At 40.6% G+C, this 16,661-nt stretch carries 15 protein-coding genes; 5 read left to right on the top strand and 10 right to left on the bottom strand.

The annotated features are described in order from the left end of the window. Positions 1-8: 8 nt before the first annotated feature. Positions 9-1,016, bottom strand: a complete 1,008-nt coding sequence (locus C6Y01_RS15230; RefSeq protein WP_106038446.1) for a zinc-binding alcohol dehydrogenase family protein — start codon at positions 1,014-1,016, stop codon at positions 9-11. Positions 1,017-1,094: 78 nt separating this feature from the next. Next, complete coding sequence (locus C6Y01_RS15225) at positions 1,095-1,598, bottom strand: hypothetical protein (RefSeq protein ID WP_106038445.1); 504 nt, start codon at positions 1,596-1,598, stop codon at positions 1,095-1,097. A 398-nt stretch (positions 1,599-1,996) separates the two neighbouring features. Here C6Y01_RS15225 and C6Y01_RS15215 point away from each other — a divergent pair, with 398 nt between their 5' ends. Further along, a complete protein-coding gene (locus C6Y01_RS15215; RefSeq protein ID WP_106038444.1) occupies positions 1,997-2,326 on the top strand; it encodes a YnfA family protein in 330 nt (109 codons plus the stop codon). A gap of 53 nt (positions 2,327-2,379) precedes the next feature. Here the strand turns inward: C6Y01_RS15215 and C6Y01_RS15210 are convergent, their stop codons facing one another. From C6Y01_RS15210 to C6Y01_RS15195, 4 genes are all read right to left on the bottom strand, one after another. After that, positions 2,380-3,420 carry an NAD(P)/FAD-dependent oxidoreductase gene (locus C6Y01_RS15210; protein ID WP_106038443.1) on the bottom strand — a complete coding sequence of 347 codons (1,041 nt, stop codon included), beginning with the start codon at positions 3,418-3,420 and terminating at the stop codon, positions 2,380-2,382. Positions 3,421-3,572: 152 nt separating this feature from the next. After that, positions 3,573-4,202, bottom strand: coding sequence for a rhamnogalacturonan acetylesterase (locus C6Y01_RS15205; RefSeq protein WP_039167979.1), 630 nt, complete (start codon positions 4,200-4,202; stop codon positions 3,573-3,575). 151 nt (positions 4,203-4,353) lie between these two features. Further along, the gene (locus C6Y01_RS15200) at positions 4,354-4,818 is read right to left on the bottom strand and encodes a DUF6884 domain-containing protein (protein ID WP_106038442.1); all 465 of its coding nucleotides are present in this window, start codon (positions 4,816-4,818) and stop codon (positions 4,354-4,356) included. Then, complete coding sequence (locus C6Y01_RS15195) at positions 4,815-5,363, bottom strand: VanZ family protein (RefSeq protein ID WP_106038441.1); 549 nt, start codon at positions 5,361-5,363, stop codon at positions 4,815-4,817. Before C6Y01_RS15195 ends, C6Y01_RS15200 begins: the two co-directional genes overlap by 4 nt. A gap of 173 nt (positions 5,364-5,536) precedes the next feature. On the opposite strand from C6Y01_RS15195, the gene C6Y01_RS15190 reads away from it, so the two are divergent. The 3 genes from C6Y01_RS15190 to C6Y01_RS15180 all read left to right on the top strand — a co-directional run bounded on the left by C6Y01_RS15190 (position 5,537) and on the right by C6Y01_RS15180 (position 6,855). Then, the gene (locus C6Y01_RS15190; protein WP_095286112.1) at positions 5,537-6,115 is read left to right on the top strand and encodes a TetR/AcrR family transcriptional regulator; all 579 of its coding nucleotides are present in this window, start codon (positions 5,537-5,539) and stop codon (positions 6,113-6,115) included. An 80-nt stretch (positions 6,116-6,195) separates the two neighbouring features. Next, positions 6,196-6,540, top strand: coding sequence for a DMT family transporter (locus tag C6Y01_RS15185; RefSeq protein ID WP_017358819.1), 345 nt, complete (start codon positions 6,196-6,198; stop codon positions 6,538-6,540). Further along, a complete protein-coding gene (locus tag C6Y01_RS15180; RefSeq protein WP_034665057.1) occupies positions 6,541-6,855 on the top strand; it encodes a DMT family transporter in 315 nt (104 codons plus the stop codon). It abuts the gene before it with no gap. Between the two features lie 53 nt (positions 6,856-6,908). Here the strand turns inward: C6Y01_RS15180 and C6Y01_RS15175 are convergent, their stop codons facing one another. The 3 genes from C6Y01_RS15175 to C6Y01_RS15165 are packed head-to-tail and all read right to left on the bottom strand — an operon-like array spanning position 6,909 to position 14,004. Further along, positions 6,909-7,235 carry a hypothetical protein gene (locus C6Y01_RS15175; protein ID WP_034665060.1) on the bottom strand — a complete coding sequence of 109 codons (327 nt, stop codon included), beginning with the start codon at positions 7,233-7,235 and terminating at the stop codon, positions 6,909-6,911. Continuing rightward, positions 7,228-7,830 (bottom strand): class D sortase, encoded by a 603-nt coding sequence (locus C6Y01_RS15170; protein WP_095286111.1) that lies wholly within the window; start codon positions 7,828-7,830, stop codon positions 7,228-7,230. The genes C6Y01_RS15175 and C6Y01_RS15170 overlap by 8 nt, the downstream gene beginning before the upstream one ends. Before the next feature lie 21 nt (positions 7,831-7,851). After that, a complete protein-coding gene (locus C6Y01_RS15165; protein WP_223249938.1) occupies positions 7,852-14,004 on the bottom strand; it encodes a SpaA isopeptide-forming pilin-related protein in 6,153 nt (2,050 codons plus the stop codon). Positions 14,005-14,694: 690 nt separating this feature from the next. Here C6Y01_RS15165 and C6Y01_RS15160 point away from each other — a divergent pair. After that, positions 14,695-16,203 carry an AcpB/EbpR/MafR family transcriptional regulator gene (locus tag C6Y01_RS15160; protein WP_106038439.1) on the top strand — a complete coding sequence of 503 codons (1,509 nt, stop codon included), beginning with the start codon at positions 14,695-14,697 and terminating at the stop codon, positions 16,201-16,203. A gap of 54 nt (positions 16,204-16,257) precedes the next feature. Here C6Y01_RS15160 and C6Y01_RS15155 read toward each other — a convergent pair whose 3' ends face one another. Beyond that, complete coding sequence (locus C6Y01_RS15155) at positions 16,258-16,539, bottom strand: hypothetical protein (RefSeq protein ID WP_003217864.1); 282 nt, start codon at positions 16,537-16,539, stop codon at positions 16,258-16,260. Positions 16,540-16,661: the final 122 nt, after the last annotated feature.

Raw genomic sequence — 16,661 nt, 5'->3', positions numbered from 1 at the left:
CCCCTCTCTTAAAATCCTTCCAGCACAAATTTGCCAATCATTTTTCCTTGCTCAAGCGTTTGATGTGCCTGTTTCAAATGAGCAGCATTGATCGGACTGAGAACCTTTGTTAAGGTATGCGTCAATGTCCCCTGTTCAAATAACTCAGCCGCCTCTTTCAAAAGCTCATGCTGTTTGATCATGTCCGCTGTTTTGTACATAGGGCGTGTGAACATGAACTCCCATACAAATGCAGCACTTTTATTTTTGAGTAATTGAATGTCTAGGTTGTGCTGGTTCTCGACAATGGTACAGATCGTGCCTTGGGGTTTTATGGCTTCTGCCATGCCTTTGAAATGTCCATCTGTGTCATTTAAGCATAAAATAAAATCCACTTCGCCTATTCCTTTTTCCTGAAGCTGCACGAGAAGCGGCTCATGATGATCAATGATATGATCGGCACCTAATGACAGACACCACTCTTTTGTTTCAGGTCTTGATGCGGTGGCGATCACAGTGGCATTCGCTAATTTGGCTAGTTGAATGGCGATAGAACCTACCCCGCCTGCACCACCGATGATTAGCAGTGTTGCCCCTTCTGCATTTCGCTTCATATACATCCGGTCAAATAACGCTTCATATGCCGTAATGGTCGTCAGAGGCATCGCGGCTGCTTCTGCAAAGGAGAGATTGGCAGGCTTTTTCGCCACAATCCGTTCATCCACAAGCTGATACTCACTATTTGAGCCTTGACGCGTGATATCTCCCGCATAGTATACGTGGTCACCTGGCTGAAATAATGTACACGCTTCACCGACTTCAACAACCGTGCCGCTTGCATCGTAGCCAAGAATTTTCAGTTCTTCTTCCTTCTGATCCTTCGGTGATCTCACCTTTGTATCAACTGGATTCACTGAGACTGCCTCTACCTTCACCAGTATATCCCTGCCCATTGCTTTAGGCTTTTCTACTTCCTGATCCATCAGGCTTTGCTCATGCTCAATCGGTAAGTACTCCAATAGTCCAACGGCTTTCACTCGCTCGCACTCCCTTTCTCCATGCTTCTTTTACACATTTTATCATAATTTTCTGATGTTTTTGGATAGGTTGCACATTTAGGATCTCTTCAAAGCCTTTCGCTCCCTCGCTATATAAGAAGGACGTCCCTTTTGCAATGAAGGAACATAGAAGAACCAGCTTTTGGATTTAAAGAATAGCTGGAAGTAATAAAACTGAATGTGCTGCAGGAAAAAAATCATCAATAGAAAAATAGCTAGTGAAAGAGTTTGGAGATCAGCCGCTCCCTGTAGCCATTCATTGATAAAGAAAACAACAAAACCGATCATCATCAGCTGTTCCAGCCTCTGCATGAGCTGGACAAAGACGTGCCCTCGTTTGGGGAGATCGCCTGACTGGCACTTCCTGATCTTTCTCGATTTGTAAAACCAAATGATACATTCTACTAAGTTATGAGTCATAAAAAGAGCGATGAGGGCGATCAATAAAGGTGATGGGGTATAAAGGACTTGTGCAGCAAACGGAAACACTAAAAAATAACATGCAATACATGCGTGTCTGACTGATAAGAGAAATAGTTCTTTTTCTATGTATGGTTTCATCTGTTTCACCTCCATATGTACTACGTCTTATTTGCCAAAAAGTTTCCTTTTTCAATAGAAAAAGGATGCCTCCAAAAGGCACCCTTCATGAATCAAACTTAAAATGCAGCGCTTAGTACGACAGGTCCTTGCGGAAGCTGGTTATCCTTTTTTGGTTCAAGGGTGACTGCCACGGAAGCTGAAAAAGGAAGTGTGCTCCTCATGAGAATGTACTTACTTTACGAAAAAAACGGTCATTTGGATCACTAATATCCAAAAAGTCAAGAATCCATGTGTTTCCATTCTCTGTTCAGTAGATTTTAGCAAACTCTCATCTCCCTCACAATTTAATTGAAGTAGAACTCATTTTTTCAACATGTCATAATAGAAGGTAACGAAACGAATTGGAGTGTCCTTCAATGATCTTGACGATCGTTCTTTTTTTATTAGCAGGAATAGCAGAAATTGGCGGCGGCTACCTTGTGTGGCTTTGGCTGCGTGAAGCCAAACCCGTCAGCTACGGGATTGCTGGGAGCCTCATCCTCGTCGCTTATGGGATCATCCCTACCTTCCAGCAGTTCCCGACCTTTGGACGAGTTTATGCGGCCTATGGCGGTGTGTTTGTGGTTCTTGCTGTGTTTTGGGGCTGGTGGGTCGATCGAAAAACGCCTGATTTTTACGACTGGATCGGTGCTTTGATCTGTTTAGCCGGAGTCAGTGTGATGTTATTTGCGCCCCGCCATTCATAGCCTCATATAAAAAGTGCTGCCACATATGGGCAGCACTTTTATGAGATTATTTTTTAACGAGCTCCAGCCGTTTGTAATTCTTTGTTCTTCTCTTTAAAGCGTTCGTTATGAGAAGAAACATACGCCACTTTTTCGGCTTCTGGTTCGATGTAAAGCTTCGCGCTATTGAGCGCATTGACTCCGTCAACAAATGTCCCAGCTATTAAGCGGACCTTGCTTTTATGTGTACATAAATCACCTACCGCATAGACGCCTGGTAAATTGGTTTCCATTTTTTCATTGACCTCGATCAGTCCCCATTCACCCTGCTTGAGTCCCCATTCTGATAGAACACTTAAATCGCCTTTCATGCCGTGATTGACGATGACAGCGTCAGTTTCCATTCGCTCGATTTCACCTGTCTCTATGTTTTGGATGGTGACAGCATCAATTTTATCGGCTTGACCATGAAGTTCTGTCAGTTCATGCGGGGTTAAAATTCGTGTGCAAGATGCCTTCATGTTGGCGACGTTTTTCTCATGTCCGCCAAACATGTCACGGCGATGCACGACGGTGACACTTTCCGCAATTGGAACGAGGGCATTTGCCCAGTCAACCGCTGAGTCGCCGCCTCCAGAGATAACAACCCGTTTTCCTGCAAATGTCTTAAGCTCCTGCACTGTGTAATAAAGGTTTGTCACTTCATAGCGGTCTGCATGCTCGATTTCAAGTTTCCGCTGGACAGGGATGCCGTGGCCCATCGCTAAAATGAGGGTCTTCGTCAAATGGCGATCACCATTTTCAGCCGTCAGCAAAATGTTCTGATGTTCATCTCGCTCGAATGACGTGATTTTTTGATTCAGGGCGATCTCTGGTTCAAATGTTTTCGCCTGCGTTTCCAGCTGCTGAATCAGCTGTTCGCCTCTTGTTGGCGGCAAACCGCCTACATCCCAAATGACCTTTTCAGGATACAGTAGGATTTTTCCGCCAAGGCTTTCGTTATACTCAAGTACCTTCGTCTTTAAATCCCGCATCCCACTATAAAAGGCGGTGTACATGCCTGCTGGACCGCCGCCAATAATGGTGACGTCAAACAATTCAAGCTGCTCTGTCATTTGAGTCCCTCCAGTTTTTCATCGATTGATCTATTTATAAGTGATATTGATTCTCATTATCATATGTACCTATTGTAGTCTACTCTGGTGAAGGGAATCAATAGCTTTCTGCAAAAAAGAACAGGACGAGCGTTTTCTCGTCCTGTCATCCATCACACAATCGTTAATCCAAGGTCTTTTAATTCCAGCGAAACAAGTCTTGCAATCGCATCTGCTCCTTCTTTTGTAAAGTGCGTGCGATCCTCTATGCCTGTTGACAGCATAAAGTAAGAGGTCGTTTTCTCTATGCCGGAAATTTGATAAAACTGAAGGCTTGCCGTATTCAAATCAACGAGAAGGACTTCTTCTTCATCAGCTAGTTCTTTCATAGCGGCACAGTAATCTGGGAAATCATTGATATATTCTCCGTCTTTTTCATGAAAGCGGCCGACTGGCGTTAATAAAAGCGGTGTTGCTCCTTTCGCTCTTGCTCCATGAATATATTGAGACAAATAGCTTTTATACGTCGTGAAAGGATCTGTATGCCGCTCGGGCTTCTCCGTTGAAGCATCATTGTGCCCCATTTGGGTGAACAGCCAGTCCCCAGGCTGAATGTCAGCCAATATTTTATCAAGCCGTCCTTCTTCAATGAATGTTTTTGAGCTTCTTCCACCGATTGCGCGGTTGTCGACGCTCACGCCTTGCGCTGTATAGCGATGTAAAAACTCTCCCCATCCTCCTTGAACAGGACGGTCTGGGTAAGATGAAACGGTTGAATCACCAGCTAAATAGATGGTTGTCATGTTCATACGCCCCCTTTTTCAAATAGCCACCTCTTCTAAGCGATGCGGACATCCTAGTGGCTGCTGAAAAGATATGAAACAATTAGCATCGCTACTTCATTGATTCTCTTTTTGATGATGAAAACCCTGCTTACCGGTCGATGTGAATACGTTAAATATGCGGCGGAAGTTCTACTTTTGTCTCAACAGCTTGCTTTAACGCCTGAAGCATGTAACCAATTCCCTTATATGGAGTCAGCGGATAAATCGCTGTCTGATGAGGAAGTAATAAAGGATCGATCACCTTTCGATATTTCTTTCCACCTAGTATCACTAGTTCATCATATGCAGTGAGATGTTTTTCATGAAATTGCTCACTTAGTCCTTCACATGTTATCTGATCAGCATGCGGTGTACCAAAAGCCACATCATAATTTTCATGAATGATCTCATCTGCCTTTAAGAATCCATGCTTCGCTGATAAAATCAGCCAGTCTGAAAAGAACGTTTGGGCATAGCTTTTCGTACGCTGATGCAGCGGACTTAAATAAACGAGGTTCGCCGGCTGGCTTCCTGCTTCTGGATGGACGTCCCAAATTTTCTTCGCCCCACATGGAATGATACAAACTCGCTTCACTTGATTTTCTCCTTCCTTCGTCGATACATCCGATACAACATACAGCCTAGCGCTGTGCCAAGTGTATTTAAGAGAATATCATCAATATCGCTGCTTCTTGTAATCATACCAGATTGCGAGAATACCCATTGAAGCACTTCAATCATGGTTGACAAGAAAAAGCCAGCAAGAATCGCCTTTTGCCAGCGCATGGTTCGGAATGCTTGATATAGAAAAAAACCAAGTGGCACAAATAACAAAATGTTCCCTGCCAGATTTAAAAAAACAAGATTGGGATAGCCGTGATGGTAGGCGTGAAGATTTTGATAAATGGACTGCAAAGGCATGAGGTTGACACTCACCTGATCCCTTGGTGCGGAAAAACGATTTGGAAAGACCGTCAAATATAATAAAACATTCGTATAAATAAATAGACAGGCAAGAACTAATTCTGTACGTAAATAGATAAATCGTTTTTGCTTTTTCGCCTGTCTGTATCTCATATGTAGATAGAGCGGGACGAGCAGGAGAAAATAAGCAATGGAAACTATAGCACTGGATGTCATACGGAGAGCTGCCCCTTTCTCACATGATGCTTGACCATATTTACAGCTTATTCAGGCCTGCCCGCATCTATTCATCACTTATTCTCATATTCAATGACGAGAATACCATATTGACAAATCGTCATTTTTCCGCTAAACTGACTGACATTCAGTCATTTAAGGTCGGTGAAGATGTGTCGAAACGAGAAAAGATTATGCTTGCTGCCATTGACGCGTTTAAAGAAAAAGGAATTGAAAAGACGACCATTTCGGATATTGTGAAAGCAGCAGGAGTGGCGCAAGGGACGTATTATTTATATTTTCCTTCAAAGCTGTCTGTCATGCCTGCTATCGCAGAATATCTGATCTCACAGATGGTCCCCGCTATTGAAAAAGAATTAACACAGCATGCGGATGTCCTCGATCAAGCAGATGCGCTTGTTGAATTCATCTTCTCTTTTACAAGACAATACCGTGACGTCCTTGCTCTGACCTACTCAGGTTTAGCTGCCACGGAGCATTTAAAGGAATGGGAAGATATTTATGAGCCGATTTACAAATGGGTCGCTGCTTTTTTAGAAAAAGCTAAGCAGGACAAAAGAGTCCGTTCGAATTTGAACTGTCAATATGCAGCTAAATTCATTATCGGTTTACTGGAATCGTCTGCTGAGCAAATGTACTTATTTACAGAAACAGATACAGAAGAGGTTCTGATTCAAAAGCGAGAGGTGAAGCAATTTCTCCTTTACGCACTTGGCATAGAGACACCTTAACTTAGTACAGCACTTGCTGTACGCTCTTTTTTGGTTTCAAAATGACGAATCGTCAGTTTTTAGTTTTAGGAGGAAATACGATGAAAAAAAGCTGGATGTATGTCGCACTCACTTGTTTATTCGAATTACTTTGGGTGTTTGGTTTAAATAAAGCTGATGCTGTGTGGGAGTGGGCGATCATTATCTGCCTGATCCCGGTTGATTTTTATTTTTTAATGAAAGCCTGCGAGAAGCTGCCGACAGGCACCGTGTACGCCGTGTTTGCCGGAGTTGGAACGATTGGTACGTCTTTGATGGATTATGCGCTGTTTGGCGGTTCGTTTTCATTAGAAAAGCTCTTATTTATGGGCATTTTAATTCTCGGCATTATTGGACTGAAAGTGTCTGATGGGGATGCACATGAGCAGAAAGGAGAAGCGGTATAAATGGGCTGGTTTTTTGTGCTGTTAGCCTCTGCCTTTGAAATTGGCGGAACCATTGGTCTCAATATGTTCAGTAAGAAAAAGCAAATCACGACAGGCATTTTATTTGTTGGCGGATTTGCCTTATCCTTTTTGTTTTTATACGCCTCGTTCTCTTCCGTACAAGTATCCGTTGCCTATACGGTCTGGATTGGACTTGGAACGGCGGGCTCTGTCTTGTTTAATATGATTCTATTTAAAGAGCCGAAAAACATGATTCGTATCCTCAGCTTGCTGCTGATTGTGATTGGCGTCGTTGGGCTGAAGTTGTTTGCGTAATTGAATAACAAAAAAGGAAGGGAGTCAAAGCCCCTTCCTTTTTTGTTTCTCGTTTAATGGGTATCTTGCTGCTCGAGCAAGAGATCCATTGCGTAAATCGATTCGACTTTTTCATCTAATAAAAAGTACACAATCAAAGGCTCTCCAAAAACGGCTGTTTGCTGCGTGAACAAGACACAGGTGAATTTTTCGATACCAATTGGTAGCTTTCTTTTTAATATAGGATGAAGAATAGGCGAAGTCCGAATTGTATCTACATCAACATCCCAACGTTCGTTTTTTAAAGTTGGATAATGCTCTGATAACAATTGGTGTAACATGTCGGTCGTCAACGCTGCTCTTCGATTGTACCCATCATCTATTATGTTGGTGTTATACATCCGACGGTTGCTCACCCTTTGAAGCATTGATTCGTATTCCTTTTAAGACAAATCGTTTCTGACCATCAAGAGTACAAGTGATCAATGTCAGTTCATTTTTTCCGCGATCCTTTAGTACATCAATATCCGTCGGTTCAATCGTAGCTGAGCTGACAATTTTATATTCGTATGTTTCCGCTTGATAATGTAAGACGACTTTTTCTCCTTTCGGCACCTCTGGCAGCTGCCTGAAAAGCCGATCGCCTCTATACCCTCTATGGCCTGCAATCGTGAAATTCCCTTCACCTGGCATTTGATGAGATTTGATCTGAGTCAGTGCAATACCTAAATTTTCTTTTGATGTAACAGGAAGCACTTTTTCGTTTAAATCAATTGACGGGATCTCTAGCTCCATTACATCTCGAAGGTCTTCTTCTGACACAGTTAGATGTGGAATAGAAGAAAGGGCATCACTGTCATTTTCTTCTATCATCTTTAATGCCTGTTCCATTGCCGCTGTCTCTTGAGAAGTTCGCCACTCATATATAAAAGGAACGGAGATGAGCATCAGCCCTGTGAACACCAAAAAGCTGCCTAATAAGGTTCTTTTTTTCATCAATACACTCGTTCCTTCCTTTTACTGAATGGTTCTTCTTCTGACAACAAGAAGAACAGTTCCAGAAGCTACTAGTAAAATCCCTGCATACATCAAATAACGCAGCCATTCTTCTCCAGTCTTTGGCAGCTCACCGTTTGAGTCATGAGGCGGATGTTGATCACCTTTAGGTGAGGCTGGAGGATTCGTGTGGTCCTCTTCATTCTCTACTGGTGCATTTTTCACAATCATTGTCTTGATCTCCACTTCGCCCATTTGAATTGTAAAGATGAGCGGCTTCTTTAAAGCTACATAACCATCTGGAGCTCTCGTCTCTGTCAGTATATACTCACCAGGTTTAAGCCCTTTTACAATGGCTTCTCCGTCTTTTCCTGTTGTCACAGATTTTATGGTTTTCCCGGCTTTTGTACGAATGTCAAAGGCTGCACCTTTTAAGGTTCTATCTGTCTGCTGGTCTACCTTTATGATACGCAGACTTCCTAAGATCAAGTGATTCTTCGCTGTTAATTGAAGTGGCTTCTGCTGATTTTTCTCAATTGTAAACGGGATCGGCTGATCATCCAATTGATAGCCGTGAGGTGCTTTCGTTTCAACGAATTGATATTCTCCCGGTTTTAGATGGTTGATGTGGAGCTTTCCTTTTTGGTCCGTTACAAGTGATGTCTTCAACGTTTTCCCTTCTTTACTCAGAAGAGCAAACTCTGCATTTTCCAGCGTATATCCCTCATCATCCACTTTGGTCAGTTCCACTGCCCCCGGCGTCAGTTTGTTGATCATTTCTACTTTTGCTGGTTTGTCTTGACCTAAACGAATCGTAAATGAGACAGGTGTCTGATCCAATTCATAGCCGGCAATGCTTGCTGTTTCGACAAATTGATAGGTTCCTGGTTTCAGTTGATCGACTGTCAGTTGACCGTTTTTGTCTGTCTTTAAGTCTTTCTGAATACGCTGATCATGCTCATCAATCAGGTCAAAGGTCACCCCAGCGAGCAACTGTCCATCCTCCCCTTTTTTCTGAAGCTTCACAGCACTTGTCGTCCGAATATTTTCTTTTGTCACTTTCACCAGTTGATTTGGGTTGAAATCAATCTTAAAGTCTACTGGTTCTGCATCTAGTTTATGTCCAAAAGGTGCTTTCGTTTCAACCAATTGGTAAGCGCCTGGTTTCAAATCGTTTACAGTGATGATGCCTTTCTCGTTGGTTGTTAAACCTGACATCAATTCTTTACCATCGTCATTGAAAAGTGTAAATTCTGCGCCTTTCAATCTTTCTTTTTCTTCCCCTATTTTTGTTAGTTCTACAGAACCTTTCTTGAGCTGATTGATTGCCTCCACTTGAATCAACTTTTTTTGACCTAATTCAACTTGAAAGACAAGTGGTTTCGCATTCAATTCATAGCCTTCAAGACTCTTTCTTTCAACAAATTGATAGGTTCCAGGTTTTAGACCTGTGAAGGTGATTTTTCCATCCTGATTGGTTGTAATCCCTTCTCCTCCTGCCACTATCTTTCCTTTAGCATCAGATAGATCAAAGACAACCCCTTCTAAAGATTTCCCATCTTCGCCTTTTTTGTGCAACAGCACTCCGCCTGTTGTGCGGCTATTTTCTTTTGTGACACTGACCAGCTTCTGTGGGTTAAATGGAATAGCAAAAGTGACAGGTGTTTCGTCAAGCTCATGACCGAATGGAGCCTTCGTTTCAACAAACTGATAGGTTCCAGGTTTAAGATCGCTGATTGTGATCTGCCCGTTCTGATCTGAGACGAGACCCGTTTCAATCTTTTTTCCATTTGCATCTAAAAGCTTGAATTCTGCTCCTTTAAGCACATCATTCTTTTCACCGAGCTTCGTGAGCTGGACAGCTCCAGTTTTAAGATCATTGATTACTTTTATCTCTGCCTGAGTTTTTTGTGCGATTTCGATGGTAAAAGGATAAGGTTTATTTTTCTTTTGGTAACCATCAATACTCTCTGTCTCCACGAGCTGATATTTGCCCGGTTTGAGGTTGTCGATCAAAAGCTTCCCATCTTCATCTGTTGTCAAATCTTTACGCACGACTTCGTCATTTTGATCCATGACTTCAAATCGAACACCTTGAAGCTTCTTGCCATCTTCTCCTTCTTTCATCACTTCTAATGCACTTGTTTCATATAGGTTCTTTTTCGAAATGATGACCGGTTCCTTTGGATCGAGTGGTATTTCAAATTTGATTGGCGTTTCATCTAATACATAACCATCAGGTGCTTTTGTTTCAATGAGCTGATACGTACCCGGTCTTAGTTCGTTTATCGTGATCTTGCCATTTTCTCCTGTGACAAGCGAATCTTTTAGCTCATGCCCATCTTGATCTAAGAGCTTGAATTGTGCACCTTCTAGTCTCTCTCCGCCTTCGCCTATTTTGCTCAATTCTGCAGAGCCTTTTATCATGTCATTTACTGCGGTTACAGTCGTTGTTTCTGTTTGATTCTCTTTAATTGTGAACGGCCATTTTTGCTGATTTAATTGATAGCCTTTCGGTGCGTTTGTCTCAACGAAATAATAGGAACCTGGCTCAAGATGTTTGAAAAGAATTTCTCCTTTTTCGTCCGTTTTCAAATGGGTTTGGACGGTATCTCCAGATTCATTTTTTAGTTCAAATTCTGCATTCTCTAATGCTGCACCCGTCTCTTTGTCTTTTTTTGTTAACTTGACATGCTGGCGGATTTCTTGGTTCTGCACCGTCATGCTATTTCCTGTTTTCGCTTGATCTCCTGATTCGTAAGGCTGATCAATCGTTACATGGATCGGTTCCTTGTTCTTCATATAACCATCAGGTGCTTTCACTTCTGTCACTATATAGTCACCATACAAGAGACGATCAAATCGAAGAGCTCCTTCTTCATCTGTTGCCTTTGTTCCAATGACGATACCGCTCGCAGCATCTGTCAGAGAAAAGCTTGCTCCTTTTAGCACTTTTCCACTACTCGCATCTACCTTTTTAATGGTTAAAGCGCCAATCGCTCCCGTGCCATCTCCCATGCCAGCGGTGCGTTTTACCACAATTGAGGCTTCGGATTCCTTTTTTATTTCTTTTACATTTTCACCTCTAAACGTTACTTCGTTATGAAGTGTACTTCCCACCTTATCTAAAATGAGAGATTGATATTCTAAAATATATGGTCTGGTGATTTCTTCTTTAAATTTGATTTGAAAAGAGTCTGGATCGAATTCAAGGTCTAGCTCATAATCCTTCCCTTTTTCCAGCTCTTCCTTTTTGGTCACTTGCCCCTTTTCATCTATTGTCGTCGAATAGAGATGAAATGAGTTTTCTATTATGGCTTGGTTACTGCTCGGATGGTCTATAATCGTCGCATCTTGGACTGTTGATTGACCAAAGTTGATATTCAGTTTCCAATCAATAACTTTCCCTTGCTGATTTCCTGATTTGCTCGTGTATTTCCCTCCATTTGGAATGGACACTACAGCGTTCACATCTGATTCTTTCGTCTTTCCATCATAAAGGGCCGCTTTATTTTCGTAGGTTTTCTGTACTAAATCCATTCCTTCAACACTTGTTTGATACGTGATTTTGTATGGGGAATCAATGGCATTTTTGAAAATGACTTCGAAGCCTGATTCTCCCTTTTCATTTTCAAGGAATTTGATGTCATAATGTTCTTTCGCTAATACCTCTTTTTCTTCTGCTCCATTTTCCCCGCCATGTAAATCAAGCGAGTAGATGGTGATTGAATCTTTAAGCAAACGCTGATTTCCTTGAATGAAATCCTCGATTTTCGCCTCTTCTAAATGTTTCAAGTTATAGTTCACACCGATATTCCAGGTGATCTCTTTTTTCTTTGCATCATATGTTCCGTTCTTGAACCCATTTGACTGCGTGTATGTGTCAGGCGTGAAGACAGACTGATTTTCCTTCGTCAAATCCTTGCCATCTTCATTTACCCATTCAAGCTTTACATGATTACGCAGATTCTTTTGATCTTTATCTGCTCTTTTTTCATAATCAAAAGACGTTGTATATGTGACTGTATGTTCTGTCTTTATTTCTTTCGTAAATTGAATATCAAATCCATTTGCATGTTCAACTATTTGATAATCTGTGCCTTCTTCAAGCAATGTATTTCCTGTCGTCACTTTTAAACTATCTTTTTGCAGCGTCAATCCTTCGTTTGTAAACGTATCTTTTAATATCAGGTTGTTCATGGTTTGTTGATCTTTGTTGAAGGTGATACGCCATGGAATGGTCTTGTTCTTGTAATTCGGTGTTCCATGATTTTTCGTTAGGATTTGCTGGTCAATTCTTTGCTTCCCTTGTTTGCTCTCTTTGCCAGCTGTTACAGTATTGATAATCTCTTCAGCTTCAAAAATCCGCTCGGTTGCTTTTGTTTGATATGTGATGAGATAAGCCGATTGAATATCTTGATTGAATTGCAAGGTAAACCCGTTTTGTTCATCCTTTTTTTGAGGTTGAACCACATAATTTCCAAACGCTTTTGTTCCTGATTCTTTGCCATTCTGATCAATTGTGACTTCCTTGACTTGAAATGAATCGGATATCAGCGCCTGTGTGCCATTAAAGAAGTCTTCTAACAAAGCATCCTTTTTAGCCATCTTTTTTTCGTTATAGTTATAACGAATTTCCCACGTAATTGTTTGTGTGACTGGGTCGTAGTGGGCGGCTTTTTTATTTAAAGGACTGCCTCTAGTCACATTCACTGTTCCTTCTGCTGAACTAATCACTTTATCAGCAGAGACAAGGGACGCTTTATTACGAAACGCAGACTGATCTTGATTCGTAATGTCCGTTTCATACATTAAACGGTAAGCTAGATGCACGTCATCTTTAAATTCAATCGTGAAATCTTGACCATCTGCTGTTTGGCCGATGGTGTAGTGGTTTTCGTCAAGCTGCTGACCAATCGATGTTTCACCATTTAGCTTTGTATCAACACGATAAAGCTTGATTGAATCTTTCTTTAACGCTTGACCTTCTTGAATCGGATCTAAAAGACTCGCTTGTTTCACATCGTCTAAGTCCATATTAAAATCGACTATCCATTGAATGGTTTCAGCATTGTAAAATCGATTTGGTTCTCCCTTTTTAGAGACGTTTGGACCATTTGGAATGTATTGAATCGGGATCGATATCGTATCTTTGCCTTCAATTGGAGTAATGACCACTTCTTTTTCTTCAGTAATGACAGTTTTTTTATCTAATTGCGTCCACACTTGAAGTGTTCCATGGATATTTGAATATTGTTTGATAAAGTTAGTGAATTCGATGGAGGCATTTCCACTTTCATCTACAGAAAAATAACCAATGGTTGCTTGATTAAATTTCATCTCGAGACGATCGATTTTTTCGTAAATCACTAATTCCTCTGGAACCTTGAAATGGAATTCATCCCCGCCATTATAGCTATGCCCATTCGGGATGGCCCACTTATAGTTAATGGAAATCAGCGAGTTGATATCAGGCCTATCAACTGAATTTCCTTCCTGATCTTCAAATATCAATTTCGCATCAGTGAGGAGATTTTCTTGTATCAGCATTTGTTTTGAAACACTTTGCAGCCCTACACGCTTAGATACGTTCACTTTGTTTTTTAGTAATTCATCCTCATCGCTTTGTTTCGTTTGAGCGGCTTCTTGATTGTTAGAAGCTTTGTCTTTCTCAGATGAGGCTGAGTCATCTTTTGGAAGACTTTCTTCACGCTTGTTTTGCTTTGTTTTCTCTTCTTGCTCAGCTATACTGGTGACATCGATGTCTATTGATCCTTCTAAATTTGGATCGATCTCAACATCTTCTTTAAATTCCACCGTCACTTCATTTTGTTTTGAAACAGTATACTCGCCAACAACTATGTCACCCACAGTAATTGGTTCCTTCTGCTCCTTCTCTACCTGGATGGCTGAAGGAAGAGAGAGTACATACGGATATTGCTTTTTTAGATCAATTCCTTTTATAGACCAATGCACAGTGGCCTTTCTTACTTGCTGATCTTCCATGTTTGATAACTTGTTGCCTTCGCTATCAGCAAACTCAATATCCCCATAAATGTTTTCTTGAATGTCTTTTGCTTGTGCCCCTGCCAAAGGCAAAACTCCTAATATACTAGACTGAATGACTAACACGGTAATAAGTGCCAGCGCCAATATTCTTTTCAATACATCCACCCTTTTCTAAAATTAATTTTCAACAACGATAAAAAAATCATTTGTATACTGTCTGATCAATCACTCCGCTTCTGATCAAATATTTTCTAAAAATTGCACCTTAAGACCCTATGAATAAAATGAGTTGATCAATTATGAGTAGTGGGTTTACTAACGGGATAGGGGTCTATAGAAATGGGGAATAGTGAGAGGGATCATGAAAGAATAAATGTGAATTTTTATTGATACTGGTATGAACAACAAATGATGTGTACATGCATATATAAGCATGTATTCACATAAGGTTCGTTCATATGAAACAAGCTTGTATCATATGGTATGTATGGTGAGTCAGTTCAGCATCATATAGATCGCATTCCTTTCTACTCCCTTTCATATGGTAATCAAAAAGCTGCTCCGTTTTATTCTTACATTTACCGTTTCAGCAGCAAAAAAATAAACAAAATATCTAAAATGATCCATTTTTATAGGATTCATGGCATACTTATCACCTTTTAAAAGAAAAATATGGAGAATCAGCGAATAACATTTGTTTTCGTCTAATTTTTTTCTTCTTTATCATCAAAAGTGAAGACAAAACGATTTAGCCTAAACATTACAATCATTTCATGCCTATTTTGAGAATCTCATGTTCTTTATCGGAACTTCATAATATATAGAGGCAAGCCAAGGGAAGGAGTTAGTTGTTTGATGGAGCTCATTGATAATAAATCAAAGAGATGGATAAAAATTTTAAAACTGCTTGTATCCAAAAATAAGTGGTGGAGCCTTCAAGAAATATCGAATGAACATATCGGTTCGGTTCGTGCCATTCAAAGCGATTTAGAACAAATGAAATCGTTCAAAACAGAGAATGGAGAGCCGTTAATCCACATAAAGCCAAGACAAGGCATATCCATTTGTTATACACAGACGATACGAGTGGATTATTATATCAAGGAAATATTAAAAGATACGATTGAAATTCGATTGATTGACGGCATTTTTTTCGAACAAAACAGGTCTTTCTATGAATGGATGGACACGCTTAATATTAGTAGATCCACATTGTATAACACCATTCATAAAATCAATTCGATCCTTACATCCTATGACATCGAGTTACGCCCGGATAGTATGCAGTTCCATGGGAATGAGAAGGAGATTCGTCAATTCTTTGTTGAGTTTTTGTTTGAAGTGTATGGAAGCCGGCTTTGGCCATTCGATGATATTCAAAAGCAAGACGCAGTTGATTTATTACAAGAGCTATTTCAGGTGCTCGAAGTCAATGTACCAGATGTGGCTATAGATAAATACTGCCTGTGGCTCGGTGTTTCCATTCACCGAGTGAGGAAAAATTTTACCATACGACGCAATTATACGTACTCGATGAATGAAGAAAAACAGACCTCTACAGCCAAAGGTATCTATAATCAAATCAAAAACTGGGAAGAGCACATTTGCCAAATGACAAAGGACATTTTTGGTATTACGCTGGATCATCACGAATTTGTCTTTTTACTATTGATCGAACCAGCTATTGGCCACTTTAAATCAATTGAATCTGTCGAAGAAAAGTTGACGTTCTTTCAATCGCATACACCACGCCTCTTTGAAGCCATTCATTCATTTATCAATCAATTGGAGTTGATTTATCATCAAGAGGTGGCTAATCGCAAGGTGATGACACTGGTTCTTCTCCAATATTATGTGTATTCTAAGGAAATTACCGTGAGAGATGGATTCCTTTTCAAAAAGAAATCGAGTTATTTATCAGAGGTGAAAGAGCAGCTTCCTTACTTCTATTCGAGGATTACTCATATCATCCAAGAGTTAAAAACAGACGATATACTCGCTTCTTTTGTGAAAAATGAACGGGAATTGATCCGTATCATTACGTCTACCTGGAGAGGGCTTGTTCAATTGGAAATGGAGCGGAGAAACGTGTTGAACATATTTGTTATTTCAACATTAGGCTATTATCATAGTTTGTTTATAACAGATTTAATTAAATTAAGCGTGCCTCCTCTCATTCACACTTTTACAAGTCCAGAAAATACATTAAATGATGTAACGATGGATCAACTTGGGATTGATATGATTGTGACTGATACTGAGCTTCCGGTTCAATTCGGGCGGTCTACGCTGCTGATCAGCTCTTTTCCAACAAAGAAAGAATTGGACAACTTGCACCTAAGATTGGTTGATATGATCGACTAATGTTCATCAAAAAAAGCTGCTTGAGAGCTTCTCAAGCAGCTTTTTGCTTCTGTATTAATGAAGCACGATTTGTTCATTCATCAAATCAATGGCGTAAAGTGATTGCTCATATTCATCTAATAGAAGGTATACTTTGAGCGGTGCAGCAGTTTGATCTGTCTGCTGCGTGAATAGGACACAAGTGAATTTTTCGATCCCCTCTGGCAGCTTGCTTTTCAGAAAAGGATGAAGAATAGGAGAGATTCGAAGGGTATCAACATCTTTCAGCCAAAGCTCATCTTGTAACGCAGGATAATGGTCAACCAAAAACTGACGAAACACTTCCAATGTACTCAAGGCAGATATCCTCACTTTCTTCTATCATGGCTTCAAGCTTACCTAAAAACAAACGTGTTCAAGTCATCCTATGATGTCAGTCCACCAAATGTCGTATACTACTAGAGACACGATTTCATTTT

It is taken from the genome of Bacillus sp. NMCC46, from assembly GCF_002998465.1.
Lineage (GTDB): Bacteria > Bacillota > Bacilli > Bacillales > Bacillaceae > Bacillus.
The sequence above is the reverse complement of the archived record's forward strand: the minus strand, read 5'-3'. Positions and strand labels throughout refer to the sequence as shown.